At 74.0% G+C, this 16590-nt stretch carries 16 protein-coding genes and 3 tRNA genes; 12 read left to right on the forward strand and 7 right to left on the reverse strand.

What is annotated here, in order from left to right; all coding sequences use genetic code 11:
• Positions 1-6: 6 nt before the first annotated feature.
• Positions 7-858, reverse strand: a complete 852-nt coding sequence (locus tag ACFYML_RS28530; protein WP_387423561.1) for a Rieske 2Fe-2S domain-containing protein — start codon at positions 856-858, stop codon at positions 7-9.
• Between the two features lie 137 nt (positions 859-995).
• Between ACFYML_RS28530 and ACFYML_RS28535 the strand changes: the two genes are divergently transcribed.
• Positions 996-1895: a DMT family transporter gene (locus ACFYML_RS28535; protein ID WP_387423562.1), complete on the forward strand. Its 900-nt coding sequence runs from the start codon at positions 996-998 to the stop codon at positions 1893-1895.
• 345 nt (positions 1896-2240) lie between these two features.
• The gene (locus tag ACFYML_RS28540; RefSeq protein ID WP_387423563.1) at positions 2241-3005 is read left to right on the forward strand and encodes a crotonase/enoyl-CoA hydratase family protein; all 765 of its coding nucleotides are present in this window, start codon (positions 2241-2243) and stop codon (positions 3003-3005) included.
• Positions 3006-3012: 7 nt separating this feature from the next.
• Here the strand turns inward: ACFYML_RS28540 and ACFYML_RS28545 are convergent, their stop codons facing one another.
• Positions 3013-4497 carry a dihydrolipoyl dehydrogenase family protein gene (locus tag ACFYML_RS28545; protein WP_387423564.1) on the reverse strand — a complete coding sequence of 495 codons (1485 nt, stop codon included), beginning with the start codon at positions 4495-4497 and terminating at the stop codon, positions 3013-3015.
• A gap of 92 nt (positions 4498-4589) precedes the next feature.
• On the opposite strand from ACFYML_RS28545, the gene ACFYML_RS28550 reads away from it, so the two are divergent.
• Complete coding sequence (locus tag ACFYML_RS28550) at positions 4590-5693, forward strand: serine hydrolase domain-containing protein (RefSeq protein ID WP_387423565.1); 1104 nt, start codon at positions 4590-4592, stop codon at positions 5691-5693.
• A gap of 9 nt (positions 5694-5702) precedes the next feature.
• Here the strand turns inward: ACFYML_RS28550 and ACFYML_RS28555 are convergent, their stop codons facing one another.
• Positions 5703-6629: a phytoene/squalene synthase family protein gene (locus ACFYML_RS28555; protein WP_387423566.1), complete on the reverse strand. Its 927-nt coding sequence runs from the start codon at positions 6627-6629 to the stop codon at positions 5703-5705.
• 117 nt (positions 6630-6746) lie between these two features.
• Between ACFYML_RS28555 and crtI the strand changes: the two genes are divergently transcribed.
• The 8 genes from crtI (at position 6747) to ACFYML_RS28595 (ending at position 11949) form a co-directional block, all read left to right on the forward strand.
• Positions 6747-8228: a phytoene desaturase family protein gene (gene crtI, locus ACFYML_RS28560; protein ID WP_387423568.1), complete on the forward strand. Its 1482-nt coding sequence runs from the start codon at positions 6747-6749 to the stop codon at positions 8226-8228.
• A 40-nt stretch (positions 8229-8268) separates the two neighbouring features.
• On the forward strand, positions 8269-8871 hold the full coding sequence (gene idi, locus ACFYML_RS28565) for an isopentenyl-diphosphate Delta-isomerase (RefSeq protein ID WP_387423569.1): 603 nt from the start codon (positions 8269-8271) through the stop codon (positions 8869-8871).
• A complete protein-coding gene (locus ACFYML_RS28570) occupies positions 8861-9859 on the forward strand; it encodes a MerR family transcriptional regulator (protein ID WP_387423570.1) in 999 nt (332 codons plus the stop codon). Before idi ends, ACFYML_RS28570 begins: the two co-directional genes overlap by 11 nt.
• A gap of 72 nt (positions 9860-9931) precedes the next feature.
• Entirely contained in the window at positions 9932-10720 is a 789-nt protein-coding gene (locus ACFYML_RS28575) for a polysaccharide deacetylase family protein (RefSeq protein ID WP_387423571.1), read from the forward strand.
• Positions 10721-10863: 143 nt separating this feature from the next.
• Positions 10864-10936, forward strand: a tRNA-Glu gene (locus ACFYML_RS28580).
• A 33-nt stretch (positions 10937-10969) separates the two neighbouring features.
• Positions 10970-11046 (forward strand) — tRNA-Asp (locus ACFYML_RS28585).
• 71 nt (positions 11047-11117) lie between these two features.
• A tRNA-Phe gene (locus tag ACFYML_RS28590) sits at positions 11118-11191 on the forward strand.
• 242 nt (positions 11192-11433) lie between these two features.
• On the forward strand, positions 11434-11949 hold the full coding sequence (locus tag ACFYML_RS28595; protein WP_387423572.1) for an SRPBCC family protein: 516 nt from the start codon (positions 11434-11436) through the stop codon (positions 11947-11949).
• Between the two features lie 72 nt (positions 11950-12021).
• Here ACFYML_RS28595 and ACFYML_RS28600 read toward each other — a convergent pair whose 3' ends face one another.
• Together ACFYML_RS28600 and ACFYML_RS28605 are read right to left on the reverse strand one after the other, a co-directional pair.
• The gene (locus tag ACFYML_RS28600; RefSeq protein WP_357434604.1) at positions 12022-12729 is read right to left on the reverse strand and encodes a DUF2786 domain-containing protein; all 708 of its coding nucleotides are present in this window, start codon (positions 12727-12729) and stop codon (positions 12022-12024) included.
• Positions 12730-12836: 107 nt separating this feature from the next.
• A complete protein-coding gene (locus tag ACFYML_RS28605) occupies positions 12837-13226 on the reverse strand; it encodes a hypothetical protein (RefSeq protein WP_387423573.1) in 390 nt (129 codons plus the stop codon).
• Positions 13227-13392: 166 nt separating this feature from the next.
• Between ACFYML_RS28605 and ACFYML_RS28610 the strand changes: the two genes are divergently transcribed.
• Positions 13393-14733 (forward strand): ABC transporter substrate-binding protein, encoded by a 1341-nt coding sequence (locus tag ACFYML_RS28610; protein ID WP_387423574.1) that lies wholly within the window; start codon positions 13393-13395, stop codon positions 14731-14733.
• A gap of 61 nt (positions 14734-14794) precedes the next feature.
• On the opposite strand, the gene ACFYML_RS28615 is transcribed toward ACFYML_RS28610, so the two are convergent.
• Both ACFYML_RS28615 and ACFYML_RS28620 read right to left on the reverse strand, forming a co-directional pair.
• Positions 14795-15538 carry an enoyl-CoA hydratase/isomerase family protein gene (locus ACFYML_RS28615; RefSeq protein WP_387423575.1) on the reverse strand — a complete coding sequence of 248 codons (744 nt, stop codon included), beginning with the start codon at positions 15536-15538 and terminating at the stop codon, positions 14795-14797.
• 156 nt (positions 15539-15694) lie between these two features.
• A complete protein-coding gene (locus ACFYML_RS28620; RefSeq protein WP_387423576.1) occupies positions 15695-16552 on the reverse strand; it encodes a 3-hydroxyacyl-CoA dehydrogenase family protein in 858 nt (285 codons plus the stop codon).
• Positions 16553-16590 lie beyond the last annotated feature (38 nt).

Consider the following 16590-nt stretch of genomic DNA (forward strand, 5'->3'; position numbering starts at 1 on the left):
CCCCGGTCAGGGCAGGCGGGCCTCGAGCCGGCCGTTGACCACCCGGGTCGGCAGGATGACCTGGTCGTTGGCGGCCGGCCCGTGCACCACCTCGCCACCGTTGAGCCGGAACGTGCTGCCGTGCCACGGGCACACCACGCAGTCGTGGCCGTCCACCTGCTCCACCTTGCCCTCGCCGAGCGGGCCGCTCTGGTGCGGGCAGCGCTCCAGCATCACGGTGACGTCGTCGCCGTGCCGGTAGAGGATCACCGCCACGTCGTCGATCTCCCGGGTGACGAGCTGCCGCTGCGGCACGCTGGACAGGTCACCCAGCGGGTGCCAGCCCTCGCTCATCAGGTGCATCTCCGAGATGCTCTGGCTGACCTGCGCCCCCTGCTTGTAGGCGAGGTGCCCACCCAGGTACGCCCCACCACTCGCCGCCGACAGCCCCGCGTACGCGAGCGCCCGGCCCATGCCGTGCCGGCCGTTCCGCCGGGCGACCAGCGAGCCGACGTAGCAGGCCAGGGCGATGCTGTTGGCGGTGGCGTGCACCAGGCCGACCCGCCGCTGGTCGCGGGACAGGGCCGCCCAGTCGTTGAGTCCGGCGACGGCGGCCGGTACGGCGGTCACCGTGCCCGCCGCGATCAGGGTGGTCGCGGCCCGGCGCTGCCCCGGCATCAGGTCCAGCACCGCGGCGCTCATCCAGGCGCCGACAGGCAGCTGCACCATCGCCGGGTGCAGCGGGTGCCCCAGCCAGACACCGTGCAGGAAGTCCCGGATCCGCTGGCCGCGCAGGGTGCCCTGGACGGCCCGCTGAAGCCGGTCGCCGATCCCGTCGAGCCGGGAGTTCTGTTCGAGTTTCATCAATAGTCCGCGCACCCGGTCCAACTTCCCGGCAGCCGAGCTCCCAAACCGGGCGGCAACCCCGAATCACCCCATCGGGTGTCAGCTCGCGGAGCCGCCTCGGGGCGGTAAATCCGTCGCCTTCCGCGCCGCCGGCCGCCATCGTGGTCCGGGTGTACGCGCACGCCTCCCGCACCCCGTCGTCTTTGCCAGCGGCCCGGCTGGTCGCGGCGCTGAGCCGCCCTGAGGCCGTACCCCCGCCGCTGCTGATGCTGCTCGGGATGGTCTCCACCCAGGTCGGTGCGGCGGTGGCCAAGCAGCTCTTCGCCGCCACCAGCGCCGGGGGCACCACCACGCTGCGGCTCGGCCTCGGCGCGTTGGTCCTGCTGGCCGTCACCCGCCCGGCGCGGTGGCCCGGCTGGCGGGCGGCCGGGCTGGTCGGTGCGTTCGGGGTGGCGATGGCCGCCATGAACCTCGCCTTCTACGCCGCCCTGCAGCGGGTGCCGCTCGGGGTGGCGGTCACGGTCGGCTTCGCCGGCCCGCTGCTGGTGTCGCTGCTGGGCAGTCGCCGGGTGGTCGACGTGCTCTGGGCGCTGCTGGCCGGGGCCGGCGTCCTGCTCCTGGCCGGGCTCGGCGGGATCGGGGTCGACCCGCTCGGGCTGCTGCTCTGCGCGCTGATCGCGGTCGGCTGGGCCGGGTACGTGCTGCTCGGCAAGGCGATGAGCGGGCACGTGCCGGGCAGCCGGGGGCTGGCGTTGGGCATGGCGGTGGGTGCACTCTGCGTACTCCCGTTCGGGGTGGCGTCCGGCGACGCGGAACTCCTCGACCCCCGCATCGTGGCGCTCGGGCTTGGGGTGGCGCTGCTGTCGTCGGTGCTGCCGTACTCGGCGGAGCTGGCCGCGCTGCGCCGGATGCCGGCACGGGTCTTCGCGGTGCTGCTCAGCCTGGAGCCGGCGGTGGCGGCGCTGGTGGGCGCGCTGCTGCTCGGCGAGTTGCTCGCCTGGCCGCAACTACTCGGCGTGGCCTGCGTGGTGGGGGCCGCCCTCGGCGCCACCCTGGCCCGCCGCGGCTGAGCGCTCACCGGCCACGCGGCTCGCGCCGCCCACCGGGCGGGCCGCGCCCTCGAGCCGGTCACCGAGCCCGGGCCCAGGAGAGGAAGCGCCGGGTCAGGTCGCGCGCCTCGTCCTGGCGCGCATTTTCGAATCTCGTCCATTTGCCGTTCGTGGCGGACAGAAACTGTCCAAGATCTGGAGGCGGCTTTCGGGAACCAACTCGCGCCGGCCCGATTCGTTTACGCCATCAGCTCCAAAGCACGCGCTGACCAGTAACCGCACTCGCCGCACAGCGCACGGATCCTGCCGCCCCCCACACGGCGGCGATGCTGGCACGCCGGCCGACGTCGAGGGCATGCTGACCCGATGGGAGTACGCGTCGAGCATGCCGGGCCGGTGACCACGGTGATCCTGGACCGGCCGGAGGCCCGCAACGCCGTCGACGGCCCGACCGCCCGGGCCCTGGCGGACGCGTTCCGCGCGTTCGAGGCCGACCCGGACGCGGCGGTCGCCGTGCTCTGGGGCGCCGGCGGCACCTTCTGCTCGGGCGCCGACCTCAAGGCCATCGGTACGCCCCGCGGCAACCGCGTCGAGCCGGAGGGCGACGGCCCGATGGGCCCGACCCGGATGCGCCTGTCCAAGCCGGTGCTCGCCGCGATCTCCGGGTACGCCGTGGCCGGCGGCCTGGAGCTGGCGCTCTGGTGCGACCTGCGGATCGCCGAGTCGGACGCGACGCTCGGGGTGTTCTGCCGACGCTGGGGCGTACCACTGATCGACGGCGGGACGGTGCGGCTGCCCCGGCTGATCGGGGAGAGCCGGGCCATGGACCTGATCCTCACCGGCCGCCCGGTCCCGGCCGAGGAGGCGTACGCGATGGGTCTGGTGAACCGGCTGGTCGCCCCGGGCGAGGCCCGGGCGGCGGCCGAGCGGCTGGCCGCCGAGATCGCCGGGCACCCGCAGACCTGCCTGCGCAACGACCGCGCGGCGCTGCTCGCCAATGCCGGCCTGCCCGAGCCGGAGGCGATGGCCACCGAACTCGCCTTCGGCACGGAGTCGCTGATCACCGACGCGATGAAGGGCGCCGCCCGGTTCACCGAGGGCGCCGGCCGCCACGGCGCACCGGCCGACTGAGCCGGGCCTACTTCAACGACCGCAGCGCGTCCTCGATGGCGCGGTGGAACGTCGGGTACGCGTAGATCATGTGCCGGAGGTGGCTGACCGGGACCGCCGCGTGCACCGCCACCACCAGCGCGGACAGCACCTCGCCGCCGGCCGGGCCGACCGAGGTGGCGCCGACCAGCACGCCCTGGTCGGCGTCGGCGATCAGCTTGATGAAGCCCTCGTTGCCGGCCTTGTGGATCCAGCCCCGGGCCGAGGCGGTCAGGTCGGCGTACCCGATCTGGACGTTGATGCCGCGCTCGCGGGCCTGCCGCTCGGTGAGGCCGACCGCGCCCACCTCCGGGTCGGTGAAGGTGACCCGGGGCAGCGCGCGGTAGTCGGCGCGCGGAACGCTGCCCGGCGCGGCGGTCGGCCCGCCGGCGCTCATCGCCCCGCCGACCGCGCTGGCCGCCCCGGCGGCGCCGCCGACCACGCTGGCGGTGCCGCTCGCGTCCGGGCCGCCCTTGGTATGCCGCATGTGGTCGAGCACGTCGGCCACCACGATGGCCGCCTGGTACATGGCGATGTGCGTGAACGCGCCCTCGCCGGTGAGGTCGCCGACCGCCCAGATGCCCTCGGTGACGTGCATCCGCTCGTTGACCGGCAGGTAGCGCTGGGCGGCGTCCACGCCGACGGTGTCCAGGCCCAACTCCTCCAGGTGCGCCCTCCGGCCGGTCACCACCAGCAACTGCTCGCCGGTGAAGTCGGTGCCGTCCGCGTGCATGGTGAAGGTGGTGCCGTCGTGGCTGACCCGCCCGGCCCGCACCCCGGTCTCGATCCGTACGCCGTCGGCGCGCAGCGCCCGGGCGGCCACCTCGGACGCCTCCGGCTCCTCGATGGCGAGCACCCGGTCGGCCGCTTCGATCACGGTCACCTGGACGCCGAACCGCGCGAAGACCTGGGCCAGTTCCAGCCCGATCGCGCCGCCGCCGAGCACCAGCAGCGACGCCGGCAGCTCCTCGACCTCGATCGCCTGGTGGTTCGTCCAGTACGGGGTGTCGGCCAGGCCGTCGATCGGCGGGATCGAGGGGCGGGTGCCGGTGCCCAGCACGATCCCGTACCGGGCCTCGAAGACCTGGTCGCCGACGCGTACCCGGTTGGGCCCGTCGAGCCGGCCGCTGCCCCGGACGAACCGGCCGCCCTTGCCGGTGAAGCGCTCCACCGCCACCCTGTCGTCCCAGGTGTCGGTGGCCTCCTCGCGGATGCGCTTGGCGACCGGCGCCCAGTCCGGCCGGACCTGCGCCGAGCCGGCCAGTTCGTTGACCCGGTGCGCCTCGGCCAGCGCGTTCGCTGCCCGGATCATGATCTTGCTGGGGATGCAGCCCCAGTACGGGCACTCGCCGCCGACCAGATTCCGCTCGATCCCGACGACGGTGAGGCCGGCCTCGGCGAGCCGCCCGGCCACCTCCTCGCCGCCGACCCCGAGCCCGACCACGACCACGTCCACCAGTTCCGGCTCCGCCATCCCGCCAGCATCCCGTACGCGTGGGCGGTGAGCCACCGCAGCGGGCGGAATTGAGCGTGCCCGTTCCGACGTGGACGGCCTACCGTGGCCGGATGCACGCGCGCTTCGCCCCGGTCCGGGACTGCTTCCACGACCTGCTCGCCACCGGGCGGGAGACGGGCGCCGGCCTGACCATCTGGTACGACGGGCAGCCGGTGGTCGACCTGACGGGCGGGCACCGCGCGGGCGTCATGTCCGGCCCGGCCACCGCCGACCGCGCCGCCGCCGGTAACCCGTGGCGGCCGGACACGCTGGTCAACGTCTACTCGGTCGGCAAGCCGGTGGCCGCGTTCTGCCTGCTCATGCTGGTCGACCGGGGCCAGGTCGAGCTGGACCGGCCGGTGTCCGCGTACTGGCCGGAGTTCCGCACCCCGGCGAGCGTGCGCCAGGTGCTCAGCCACACCGCCGGGCTGCCGGCGTTTCCGGTGCCTCGGCCGGCCGGGGCGGTCGCCGACTGGGCGCTGCTCTGCGCCGACCTGGCCGTCGCCGAGCCGGAGTGGGCGCCGGGCAGCGTCGCGGGCGAGCACGCCTGGACGTACGGGCACCTGGTCGGCGAGTTGGTGCGCCGGGTGGACGGGCGGTCGCTGGGCCGGTTCCTGGCCGAGGAGATCGCCGGACCGTGGCGCCTCGACCTGGGCTTCGGCCTGAGCTCGGCCGACCAGCGGCGCTGCGCCGACCTGTCGTACGCCGATCCGGGCTGGCCGACCCGCATGCTGGGCGAGCCCGGGTCGCTGCGGGCCCGGGCGATCGGCAACCCGGCCGGCGGCCTCGACCTGGCGGTGGTGAACCACTCACTGTGGCGGTCCGCCGAGGTCCCGGCGGTGAACCTGCACGCCACCGCGTCCGGCCTGGCCCGCCTCTACGCGGGCCTGCTCGCCGGCGGCACCCTCGACGGGATACGCCTGTTCAGCCCGGAGCTGGTCACCGAGGCGACCCGGGTGCAGTACGACGGCCCGGATCTGGTGCTGGACCGGCGGGCGTACTGGACCTTGGGCATGCAGTGGGAGCCGGACGGGAGCTGGGGCATGGGCGGGATGGGCGGGAGCAGCGCCTGGGCCGACCCGGAACGCGGCTACACGTTCGCGTACGCGACCTCCCGCCTCGCCGAGCACGACCGGGTGGCAGAGCTGGTCGAGGCCCTGCACTCCTGCCTGTGACGGGCCCTTTCACACGGCCAGCGCCGGCTGGATCGCCGGCCCGGGGACGGCCACCGGCGTGCCGGCGGGGGTGAGCAGCGCTCGCGCGGCCACCGCCAGCCGCCGCGGCACGGGTACCCGGGCCCGCCGCGCGAAGACGTCGTGGCCCTGGGCGGCCACCTCGTCGAGGATTCCGCCGTAGAGCTCGTACGCGGTGCGCATGCAGGCCTGCGAGGCGGCGGTGAGCAGGGGGATGCCCGGCGCGGCCGCCGCGTAGTGGGCCTGGGCGCGGGTCACCGCGTACTTGATCAGCTCGCGGATCTGCGGCGTGCTGTGCCCGTCCGCCCGGGCGGCGAGCAGGTCGGCACGGGTGACGTCGAACATCGCCAGATGCTCGTCGGGGAGGTAGGTTCGGCCCCGGTCCAGGTCCTCCGCGACGTCCCGGATGAAGTTGGTGAGCTGGAACGCCAGGCCGAGCTGGCGGGCCGGTTCCCGGGCTGCGGTCGGGTCGGAGCTGCCCAGGATCGGCAGCATCATGGTGCCTATGACGGCGGCCGAGCCCTCCATGTAGGCGAGCAGGTCGGCATAGGTCGGGTAGCCGGTGACCGTCAGGTCCATCGCCATGCTGTGCAGGAACGACGCGAAGTCGGCGGGGTCCAGCTCGAAGATGGCGATGGTGTGCAGCACCGCGGGGAGCAGCGGATCGTCGACCGGCTCCCCGCGCAGCCCGGCGGCGAAGCGGTCCGACCAGGCGGCGAGCCGGGCGGCGCGCTCGGCCGGCGTCAGGTCCTCGGTCGAGTCGACGATCTCGTCGGCGTACCGGGTGAATCCGTAGAGGGCGTGCACGTGCCGCCGTTTCCAAGCGGGCAGCAGGCGGGTGGCGAGATAGTAGGTCCGACCGTGACGTCGGTGCAGCTCACGACAACGGTCGTAGGCCGCGGCGAGATCGGCGTCCACCAGCCCTCCTCATATCGACGCATCAATCGACGCAACTCGTAGCCTAAGGTACGCTCCCCGACATGGCCAACGACGCAGTGGCGTCGAGACCGACGCAGCGGTGAGGGAGGTGGGCACATGCGGAGCGTGACCAGACGGACCGACCGGGTGGTGGTCGTCGGCGCCGGCCTGGGCGGGCTGGCCTGCGCGCTGCACCTGGCCGGACACGGCCGGGAGGTGACCGTCCTGGAACGCGAGGCGGTGCCGGGCGGGCGCGCCGGGCGGCTCGCCGTCGACGGGTACGAGTTCGACACCGGCCCGACCGTGCTCACCATGCCGGACCTGATCGCCGAGGCGCTCGGCGCGGTCGGCGAGGAGCTGACCGACTGGCTCGACCTGACCCCGCTGGACCCGGCGTACCGGGCGTACTACCCGGACGGGTCGACGCTCGATGTGATCAGCGACACCACCCGGATGGCCGCCGAGATCGCCCGGGTCTGCGGCCCCCGCGAGGCCGACGGCTACCTGCGGTTCGTCGACTACGCCCGGAACCTGTGGCAGTGGGAGCGGGCCGACTTCATCGAGCGCAACCTGGACGCGCCGACCGACCTGCTCACCGTGAACCTGGTGAAGCTGCTGGCCAACGGGGCGTTCCGCCGACTCCAGACGAAGATCAACCAGTTCTTCCGCGACCCGCGTACCCAGCGGATCTTCTCCTTCCAGGCGATGTACGCCGGGCTCGCGCCGCACGACGCGCTGGCCATCTACGCGGTCATCGCGTACCTCGACTCGGTGGCCGGGGTGTCCTTCCCGCGCGGCGGCGTCCACGCGGTTTCCCGGGCGATGGCCGGCGCGGCGGAGAAGCACGGCGTGCAGATCCGGTACGCGACCACGGTGAGCCGGGTGGAGACCGCCGGCGGCCGGGCCACCGGGGTGGTGACCACCGACGGCGAGTTCGTCCCCGCGGACGTCGTGGTGCTCAACCCCGACCTGCCGGTCGCCTACCGGGACCTGCTGCCCGCCGGCCGGCAGCGGCGGCTCACCTACTCGCCCTCGTGCGTGGTGCTGCACGTCGGTTCGAGGCAGGGTTATGCGAAGATCGCCCACCACAACATCCACTTCGGACGGTCCTGGAAGGGCACGTTCGACGAGGTGATCCGGCGAGGCGAGCTGATGACCGACCCGTCGCTGCTGGTGACGAACCCGAGCCGGACCGACCCGTCGGTGGCCCCGGCCGGGCGGCACACCTACTACGTGCTCGCGCCGGTGCCGAACCTCGACCGGGCGCCCCTCGACTGGCGCGGCGACCTGACCCGCCGGTACGCCGACCAGCTCGTCGAGACCCTGGAGCAGCGGGGCTACGTCGGCTTCGGGGCCGGGATCGAAGTGCTGCACACCATCACCCCGGCCGAGTGGGCGGAGCAGGGCATGGCCGCCGGCACCCCGTTCGCCGCCGCGCACAACCTTTTCCAGACCGGGCCGTTCCGCCCGACCAACCTGCACCGGACGCTCGGCAACGTGGTCTTCGTCGGCTCCGGCACGCAGCCGGGGGTGGGGGTGCCCATGGTCCTGATCAGCGGCAAGCTCGCCGCCGCGCGCATCACCGGAGCCGGTCGGTGAGCGCGTGGCGCGACGCGGCCCCGAACGAAAGGCCGGTCCCGTGACGTCCCGCGAAGAACATCTGGTCGAGTTGGTCGACGACGCCGGGCACGCGCTCGGCGAGGCCACCGTGGCCGCCGCCCACCAGCCGCCCGGTCGGCTGCACCGGGCGTTCTCGGTGCTGCTGGTCGACCCGGACGGGCGGATCCTGCTCCAGCAGCGGGCCGCCGTGAAGACGCGGTTCCCGCTGCGCTGGGCCAACTCCTGCTGCGGTCACCCGCTGCCCGGCCAGTCGCTGGCCGAGGCCGCCAACCGGCGGCTGGCCGAGGAACTGGGCGTCGACCCGGTCGACCTCACCGAGGTCGGGGTGTACGTCTACTACGCAGAGGACCCGGCCACCGGCCGCGTCGAGTTCGAGTACGACCACGTGCTGCGCGCCGAGGTGCCCACCGCTCTGCCCACCCGACCCGACCCCGAAGAGGTGGCCGGTCTGCGCTGGGTCGACCCGGGCGAGCTGACGGCCGACCTCGACGTCGACCCCCGCGCGTACGCGCCGTGGCTGGGCGGGGTGGTGAGCCGGCTGCTGCGGCCGGCGGCTCCCGTCGCCGGCCCGGCCCGTCCGGCGCCGGCCGATCAGGCACCGGAGCGGCCGGGTGGCCGATGAGGCGCTGAGCGCGGGGGCGGTCGCCCGCCGCCTGGGGGTCGCGGTCACCACCCTGCGCACCTGGCACCAGCGCTACGGCCTCGGTCCCAGTGCGCACCTACCGGGACACCACCGGCGCTACACGCCGGCGGACCTCGCCCGCCTGGAGATCATGCGGCGGCTCACCGTCGAGGGGGTGGCCCCGGCCGAGGCGGCCCGCTGGGCCCGGCAGGCGCCCGCGGTGGTCCCGCCCGACCTCGGCGCGCGGCTCCGGCGACAACGCCAGCCCGGCGGGTCTGACGCCGCGCGGCGACCCGGGGCCATCGCCCCGCGGGCCGCCCGGGACGGTGGCGGGACGACCATCCCGGTCGGCCGGGCCGGTCCGGTCGCCCGCGGGCTGGCCCGCGCCGCCATGCGGCTGGACTCGGTGGCGATCGGCGAGACGATCGCGCACGCCCTCGCCACCGACGGCGTGGTGGCGACCTGGGACGGGCTGCTCCGGCCGGTGCTTGCCGGGATCGGCGAACGGCACGCCGCCACTGCCGCGCTGATCGAGGTGGAACACCTGATGTCCCGGTGCGTCTCCGAGGCGCTCGCCGCGGCGGCCCGGTCGCACCCGACCGCCGGCCCACCCCCGATCCTGCTCTCCTGCGCCGACGAGGAACAGCACACGCTGCCGCTCGAGGCGTTGGGCGCCGCGCTCGCCGAGACGGGAGTGGGCTACCGGCTGCTGGGGGCACGGGTGCCGGTGGCGGCCCTGCTCGAGGCGGTCGACCGGACCGGGCCGGCCGCCGTGGCGCTCTGGTCGCACACCCGGGCCACCGCCGGTCCGCACCAGCTCTCCGCGCTGCTCGCCGCCCCTCGCCGGCCGCTGCTGGTGCTCGCCGCCGGGCCGGGATGGCAGGCCGACGCGCTGCCGGCCGGCGTGGTGCGGCCGGTGGACCTGACCGAGGCGGTCTCGCTGGCGGTGGCCGTACGGGACTCGCTGGAGCAGCCGACGGCGGGCTGACGCCCCTCCCGGTTCGGCGCGACGTCCACTACCGTCGGTAAGTCATACCCCGACCCCTCTTCGGGAGCGACGATGCGTTCACGCGCCGTGCTGGCGCTCATCCTCGGCCTGGTCCTGCTGGTGACCGGCTGCGGCAAGCCCGGCAAGCCCCCCGCCCAGGCGGGCAGCCCGCCGACGGCCTCGGCCACCCCAGCGCCGGAGCCGAGCCCCACCCCGAAGCCCAAGCGCACCACCCCGCCGAAGCCGAAGCTGCGTCCACTGCCCAAGACCCTGCCCGCCGGGCTGCAGCGCCGGAGCGGCACCCGGGAGGTCGCACTGACCTTCGACGACGGGCCGGACCCCCGGTGGACGCCGCAGATCCTGGACCAGTTGCGGGCGGCCCACGTCACAGCGACCTTCTGCCTGATCGGCACGCAGGCCCGCCGCCACCCGGCGCTGGTGGCACGGATCGTCCGGGAGGGCCACCAGCTCTGCAACCACAGCTGGCGGCACGACCTGAACCTCGGCCGGCGGCCGGTCGCGCAGATCCGGGCGGACCTGGTGCGCACCAACAAGGCCATCCGGACCGCCGTGCCGGACGCCAAGATCAGCTGGTTCCGCCAGCCCGGCGGCCGGTGGACACCGGAGGAGGTGACGGTCGCCCGCCAGCTCGGCATGCGCCCGCTGCACTGGGCCGTCGACCCGCAGGACTGGGACCACCCACCCGCCAAGACGATCATCAAGCGGGTGACGGCGGCGGCGCGCCCTGGCTCGATCGTGCTGATGCACGACGGAGGCGGCGACCGGCGCCAGACCATGGCGGCCTGCCGGCAGCTGATTCCCGACCTCAAGCGCCGGTACGGTCTCGCCCCACCCCGCTGACCTGTGCTTCCGCCCGTCGTCACGGCCAGGGGCATACCGGTTTGGTCGACCGCCGGGGCATGGCATATGCTCTTTATGCCTCCGGCGGGGCCGGATGGGAGCAAGTCCGCTTGAAGTTGCGAGTGTGCAATGATGGCGGGGCCGCCCTCATCGTCTAGCGGCCCAGGACGCCGCCCTTTCAAGGCGGTAGCACGGGTTCGAATCCCGTTGGGGGCACGGTCCGGCTCAGGCCGGATGCAACACCAGCCAGGTCCTGTGGAGCAGTTGGAGTGCTCGCCGCCCTGTCAAGGCGGAGGTCGCGGGTTCAAGTCCCGTCAGGACCGCCAGCGCTGACGCCGCGCTCATCTGCGCGGCGTTCTGCGTATCGGCCCATGCGGTAGCATGAGCCGAGCGGCACGGCCAGGTAGCTCAGTTGGTACGAGCGTCCGACTGAAAATCGGAAGGTCGGCGGTTCGACCCCGCCCCTGGCCACATAGCCTTTCGCCGGGCTACAACGGTCCTCACCAGCGGAATCGCCGGTGGGGACCGTTCGGCGTCTAGGCCAGATGGCCGTGTCCCGGCTGGCCGTGGTTGACCGCTTTCCCTCGTGATCACCGTCACTGATCGCATAGAAGGCCGGACAGTTCGCTTTCGGGAAATCTCGCTCCCAGTGTCGGGAAGCGGGCGCACTGTGAAGCTGCACAGCGAGGCATCAGCCGGTATGGTCCGGGCCTATGGGACAGGAGATGGTCGATCCGGATGAGGTTCGTCAGGAATTCGACCGGTTCACTCTCCGCAGCAGCCTTTTCGCCCCCGCCTCCGCCGAACGGGCCTTCGCGGTCTTCACCGGGTCGCTGGCCGACTGGTGGGTACGCGAATACACCTGGTCCGGGCCGGAGGCCCTGGCCGAACTGGGGATGGAGCCCCGGGCCGGCGGCATGCTCTACGAGATCGGCCCGTACGGCTTCCGCAGCGACTGGGGCCGGGTGCTGACCTGGGATCCACCCCGCCGCCTGGTCTTCACCTGGCAGATCGGGCCGGACCGGGTGGCGGTGCCGGACCCGGCGCGGGCGAGCGAGGTCGAGGTGCTCTTCCAGCCGGAAGGGCCGGAGCTGACCCGGGTCGACGTCGAGCACCGCTACTTCGATCGGCACGGTGCGGCCGCCGAGGGCTACCGCGAGGCGCTCACCGCCGGCTGGCACGAACTGCTCTGCCGCTACCTGGCCACGGTCGCCCGCAACCCGGCCTGACCGGAGCGCCCCGCCGGTCCGGGCTCACCGCCGAACGTCCTACCTGACCGGTGCACCCGCGCCGGTCCGCGCTCACCCCCCGATGCCCCGGGTCGCGGCGCCCCGGCCGGCCACGCCGGTGCCCCCCAGGTCGGCCCGGCGACCCGCCGCCGCACCCGAGCCGAACCCGGTGCCGGCCAGCCGGCGGACCGGCGCGGTACGCAGCCGGGGGTAGACCTCGGCGAGCCGGCGCTGGACCCGATCGGAGCGGTCGGCCAGCACCAGCGCCGCTGAGGGCGCGCCGGACTCGGCCACCGCGTCGGCTTCGGCCGCGCGCAGCCGCTCGGTCACCACGTGGGCGAAGCCGGCCAGCCAGGTACGCCGGAACGCGGCCGGATGCTCCCCGGCCGGTACGGCGGCACCGGCCAACCCGTGCGCGGCCTGCACCAGCAGCGAGGTGAAGAGCAGCTCGACCCGTTCCAGGTCGCTGGCGAAGCCGAACAGGTGCATCGCGAAGCCGCTGCCCTGGCGTCGTCGTACGCAGCGGCAGCGCAGCGGGTCGGCGACCGCCGCGAGCAGGCCGGCCTTGTCCCGGGCGTACGGGGCGACGACCTCGACGACCCGGTCGCCGACCGGGTCGGTGGCCGGTTCCCGGGCGGCGAGCAGCGCGCGGTCCACGCCGTAGCGGGCGATCAGTTCGGTCGCCTTGGCCATGAACGCCGCCGCCTCGGCCGGCGTGCAGGCCGGGTCCTCGGCCTGGGCGAGCAGCTTGCGGACCTTGCTCAGCATCGCCTCGGACATGCCCCCAGAGCTACCACAGTGGCAGGACTGGTCGGGATGCGCCGGGCCCGGCGCGCTGGCCGTGCCGGGCCGACCCGCAGCGCCGGCCCTGAGCCGTGGCCCGGCGGTCAGCCCGCCCGGCTGCGCAGCGTGGCGACCGTCGACCCGGCCAGGGTGAGCAGGCAGTCCGGCAGCAGCCCGTCGGCGACCGCGGCGCCGAAGAGCGCCTCGCCGGTGTCGGCGTCGTCGTTGGCGTACGCGCTGACGAAGCGGGCCACCCACCGGGTGTCGTAGCCGGCCTGGTCGATTCCGGGGAAGTCGAGCGCGCAGCCGCCCGCCGGGGCGTCGTCACCGACCATCGTGGCGGCCAGGCACCACGCCACCCCGTACGCCCCGGCCAGCCCGGCGCGGTCCACCACGGCATCGAAGGTGCCCACCACCGCGTCGCCGTCGCCGGCCAGCGCCGAGCGGAGCACCGCGGTCGCGTCGTCCAGCGTCTGCTGTGCTTCGTCGGTCACCTGCCGAACAGTAGGACCGACGGTCAAGCCGTGACCCCGAAACGGCCCAGCCATCACGGTGCGTGATATCCGCAGTCGGGCTGCCGACGGAGCCACCTCCACGGTCCCGCGGGCCGGCCCGGCACGCTAATGTGCGCAGCGGACCTTCGCCGGAGGAAGGACGATAATGCTCGTATCACGCGCGTCGCGCGCGGCCATTTCCGTGGCCTGCGCGGCGCTCCTGCTCGCCACCAGCGCCTGCGGGAGCGACCAGCCCGAGGAGGCGAACACCACCACCCAGGTGCGCCTCTACGGCACCGACGGCAACATGCAGAACTCGTACGCGGCCGAACTGAAGGACCGGGCGAGCCTTCTGAACGGCATGAAGGGCACAATTCCGCTCACCCAACTGCCGGAAAGCTTCAAGGAACGGCTACGGACCGTAGACCCCAAGCTGACCGACTACCTCTACTCCGCCGAGACGTACGACGCGGTGGTGATCAGCGCGCTGGCCGCCCAGCTCGCCGGCTCCACCCAGCCTGCCGAGATCGCCCAGCAGATCGTCGGGGTGACCAACGGCGGGCAGCGCTGCGAGGACCCGGCGACCTGTCTGCGGCTCGCCCGCGCCGGCCAGGACATCGAGTACCGCGGGGTGTCGCTGACCCGGGCCGGGTTCACCGATGCCGGCGAGCCGGCCACCGCCAGCTACGCCACCCTGCACTTCGACCACGAGCGGATCAACGACGGCAAGACCGAGTTCGTCGGCGCCGGTGACGAGTCGGGGGCGAGCACCAAGGCCCCGCCGCCGGGGAAGAAGCAGCGTGGCAAGCCGGGCAAGGGGGACAAGCCGCTGATCATCGGCGGTCTGCTGCCGAAGACCGGTGACCTGGCCCTGGCGTACCCGCCGCTGGCCGCCGGCGCGGCGCTCGCCATCAAGGACATCAACGCCGCCGAGGGCGTGCTGGGCCAGCCGGTGATGTGGATCGACGGCGACGACGGCACCAACCCCGAGGTGGCGAAGGCGGCGGTGGCGTCGCACGTGCAGCAGGGCGTCCAGGTCATCATCGGTGCGGCCGCGTCCGGCATCTCCCGGGCCGTGCTGCCCGACGTGGTGGCCGCCGGCCGGATCCTCTTCTCCTCGTCGAACACCGACGCCGGGCTCACCACGATCGACGACAAGGGGCTCTACTTCCGCACCGCCCCGTCGGACATCCTCCAGGGCCGGGCCCTGGCCGACGTGATCATGCGGGACGGCCCGCACAAGGTCGCCATCGTGGCCCGCAAGGACTCCTACGGCGAGGGCCTGCAGGAGAACGTCCGCGCCGAGCTGGAGCGGGCCGGTCTGGGCGGCGACCAGGTCAAGCTGCTCACGTACCCGCTGCCGGCCGACGGGCAGACGGTGGACTTCTCGGCCGGCGCCAGGGAGATAAAGGACTACGGGGCGGACGCCGTGCTGATCATCGGCTTCGGCGAGTCGTTGCAGGTGATCACCACGCTGGCCGATGCCGGAGTACCGATCCAGCACTGAACGCGACGACGAGGGCCGCACCGGTTCGCCCGGTGCGGCCCTCGTCGCATGTCCGGACCGGTCAGCGGGACCGGCGCCGCTCCAGGAACTCGGTCATCCGCCGGTGCTTCTCCTCGTCCTCGAAGAGCACCGCCTGGCTGAGCAGGTCGAGCTGCGGGTGGGCGGCGGGCGGGGCGTCCACGGCCAGCTTGGTGAGCCGCAGCGCCAGCGCCGAACCCTTCGCGATCTCGTCGAGCAGGCCGTGCGCGGTGGGCAGCAGCTCCGCCGGCTCGGCCACCACCCGGTTGACCAGCCCGATCCGCAGGGCCTCGTCGGCGTCCACCCGGCGGCCGGTGAAGAGCAACTCCTTGGCCCGGGCCTCCCCGACCAGCGCCGGCAGGCGGTAGGTCGCGCCGGCGCCGGCCAGGATGCCCAACCGCACCTCGGGCTGGCCGAACACCGCGCGCGCCGTGCACACGCGCAGGTCACAGGCGTACGCCAGCTCGGCGCCCCCACCCAGCGCCGGGCCGTCCACGGCCGCCACGGTCGGCATCGGGAGCGCCCGGATCCGGGCGAAGGCGGCCTGGTTGATCGCGGCCAGGGCGTCCAGCCGGCCGCGCTCGCGGAGCTGGCCGATGTCCGCCCCGCCGGCGAAGATGCCCTCCGCCCCGCCGGTGAGCAGCAGCAGCCGGGGCCGCGCCTCCAGCTCGGCGCAGACCGCGTGCAACTCGGCGATCAGGTCGGCGTCGATGGCGTTGCGCTTCTCCGGCCGGTCCAGCGTCACCACCAGCCGGTCCGGCAGCTCCTCGATCCGCAGCTCGCTCACGCCTGCGCCTCCCTACGGTCGGCGCCGGCGCGAGGCTTCATGGCGCTGAGCTTGATGGTTCGCTCGCTACGCTCGCTCACGCCTGCGCCTCCCTACGGTCGGCGCCGGCGCGAGGCTTCATGGCGCTGAGCTTGATGGTTCGCTCGCTACGCTCGCTCACTGCTTGACCCCGCCTTCCCACGTGTAGAAGCCCTGGCCGGACTTCTTGCCCAGCTTTCCGGCGGCCACCATCTCCACCAGCAGCGGCGGCGGCGCGAACCGGTCCCCGTACGCGGCCTGGAGGGTGCGGGCGATGTCGAGGCGGACGTCCAGCCCGACCAGGTCGGTCAGCTCCAGCGGGCCGACCGGGTGCCGGTAGCCGAGCACCATCGCCTTGTCGATGTCGGCGGGGCTGGCCACCCCGTCCGCGACCATCCGGATCGCCTCCAACCCGAGGGTGACCCCGAGGCGGGAGGTGGCGAAGCCGGGCATGTCGCGTACGACGACGGGGTCCTTACCCAGCCGCCCGGCGAGCGCGACGGCCGCCTCGGTGGTCCCCGGCGCGGTGGCCGGGCCGACCACGATCTCCAGCAGCGCCATCGCCCAGACCGGGTTGAAGAAGTGCAACCCGACGAAGTCCGCCGGCCGGTCCAGCCCGTCGGCCAGGTCGGCGATCGGGATGCTGGACGTGTTGCTGCCGAGCAGGGCGGGACGCCGCGCCTCGGCCTCCCGCAGCACCGACCGCTTGAGGTCGAGCCGCTCCGGGACCGCCTCGACGATCACGTCGGGCCCCTCGACGACCTCGGCCAACCCGGCCCGCAGGGTGACCCGCGCCCGGTTCGCCGTCGCCTCCTCGGCGGTCAGCTTGCCGCGCTGCACCCCGCGCTCCCACAGCTCGCCGAGGCGCTGCACGGCGGTCGCCCCGCGGGTCGGATCCACCTCGACCAGCTCCACCGCATAACCGGCGCCGGCCGCCACGTACGCGATGCCGAGGCCCATGGTGCCGGCCCCGACGACCACAAAACGACCACTCATGACGTCCCCTCGCCGCGTGCGGCGGCGCGCGGGGTCTC

The organism is Micromonospora sp. NPDC007230 (genome assembly GCF_042869115.1).
Lineage (GTDB): Bacteria > Actinomycetota > Actinomycetes > Mycobacteriales > Micromonosporaceae > Micromonospora.

What these genes read in the sequence shown, in the direction of transcription:
- crtI (WP_387423568.1), top strand. Translation starts at nt 6,747, where the DNA reads ATGCGGAGCGTGACCAGACGGACCGACCGGGTGGTGGTCGTCGGCGCC.
- ACFYML_RS28600 (WP_357434604.1), bottom strand. Translation starts at nt 12,729, where the DNA reads ATGTCCGAGGCGATGCTGAGCAAGGTCCGCAAGCTGCTCGCCCAGGCC.
- ACFYML_RS28550 (WP_387423565.1), top strand. Translation starts at nt 4,590, where the DNA reads ATGCACGCGCGCTTCGCCCCGGTCCGGGACTGCTTCCACGACCTGCTC.
- ACFYML_RS28620 (WP_387423576.1), bottom strand. Translation starts at nt 16,552, where the DNA reads ATGAGTGGTCGTTTTGTGGTCGTCGGGGCCGGCACCATGGGCCTCGGC.
- ACFYML_RS28610 (WP_387423574.1), top strand. Translation starts at nt 13,393, where the DNA reads ATGCTCGTATCACGCGCGTCGCGCGCGGCCATTTCCGTGGCCTGCGCG.
- ACFYML_RS28545 (WP_387423564.1), bottom strand. Translation starts at nt 4,497, where the DNA reads ATGGCGGAGCCGGAACTGGTGGACGTGGTCGTGGTCGGGCTCGGGGTC.
- ACFYML_RS28575 (WP_387423571.1), top strand. Translation starts at nt 9,932, where the DNA reads ATGCGTTCACGCGCCGTGCTGGCGCTCATCCTCGGCCTGGTCCTGCTG.
- ACFYML_RS28595 (WP_387423572.1), top strand. Translation starts at nt 11,434, where the DNA reads ATGGGACAGGAGATGGTCGATCCGGATGAGGTTCGTCAGGAATTCGAC.
- ACFYML_RS28540 (WP_387423563.1), top strand. Translation starts at nt 2,241, where the DNA reads ATGGGAGTACGCGTCGAGCATGCCGGGCCGGTGACCACGGTGATCCTG.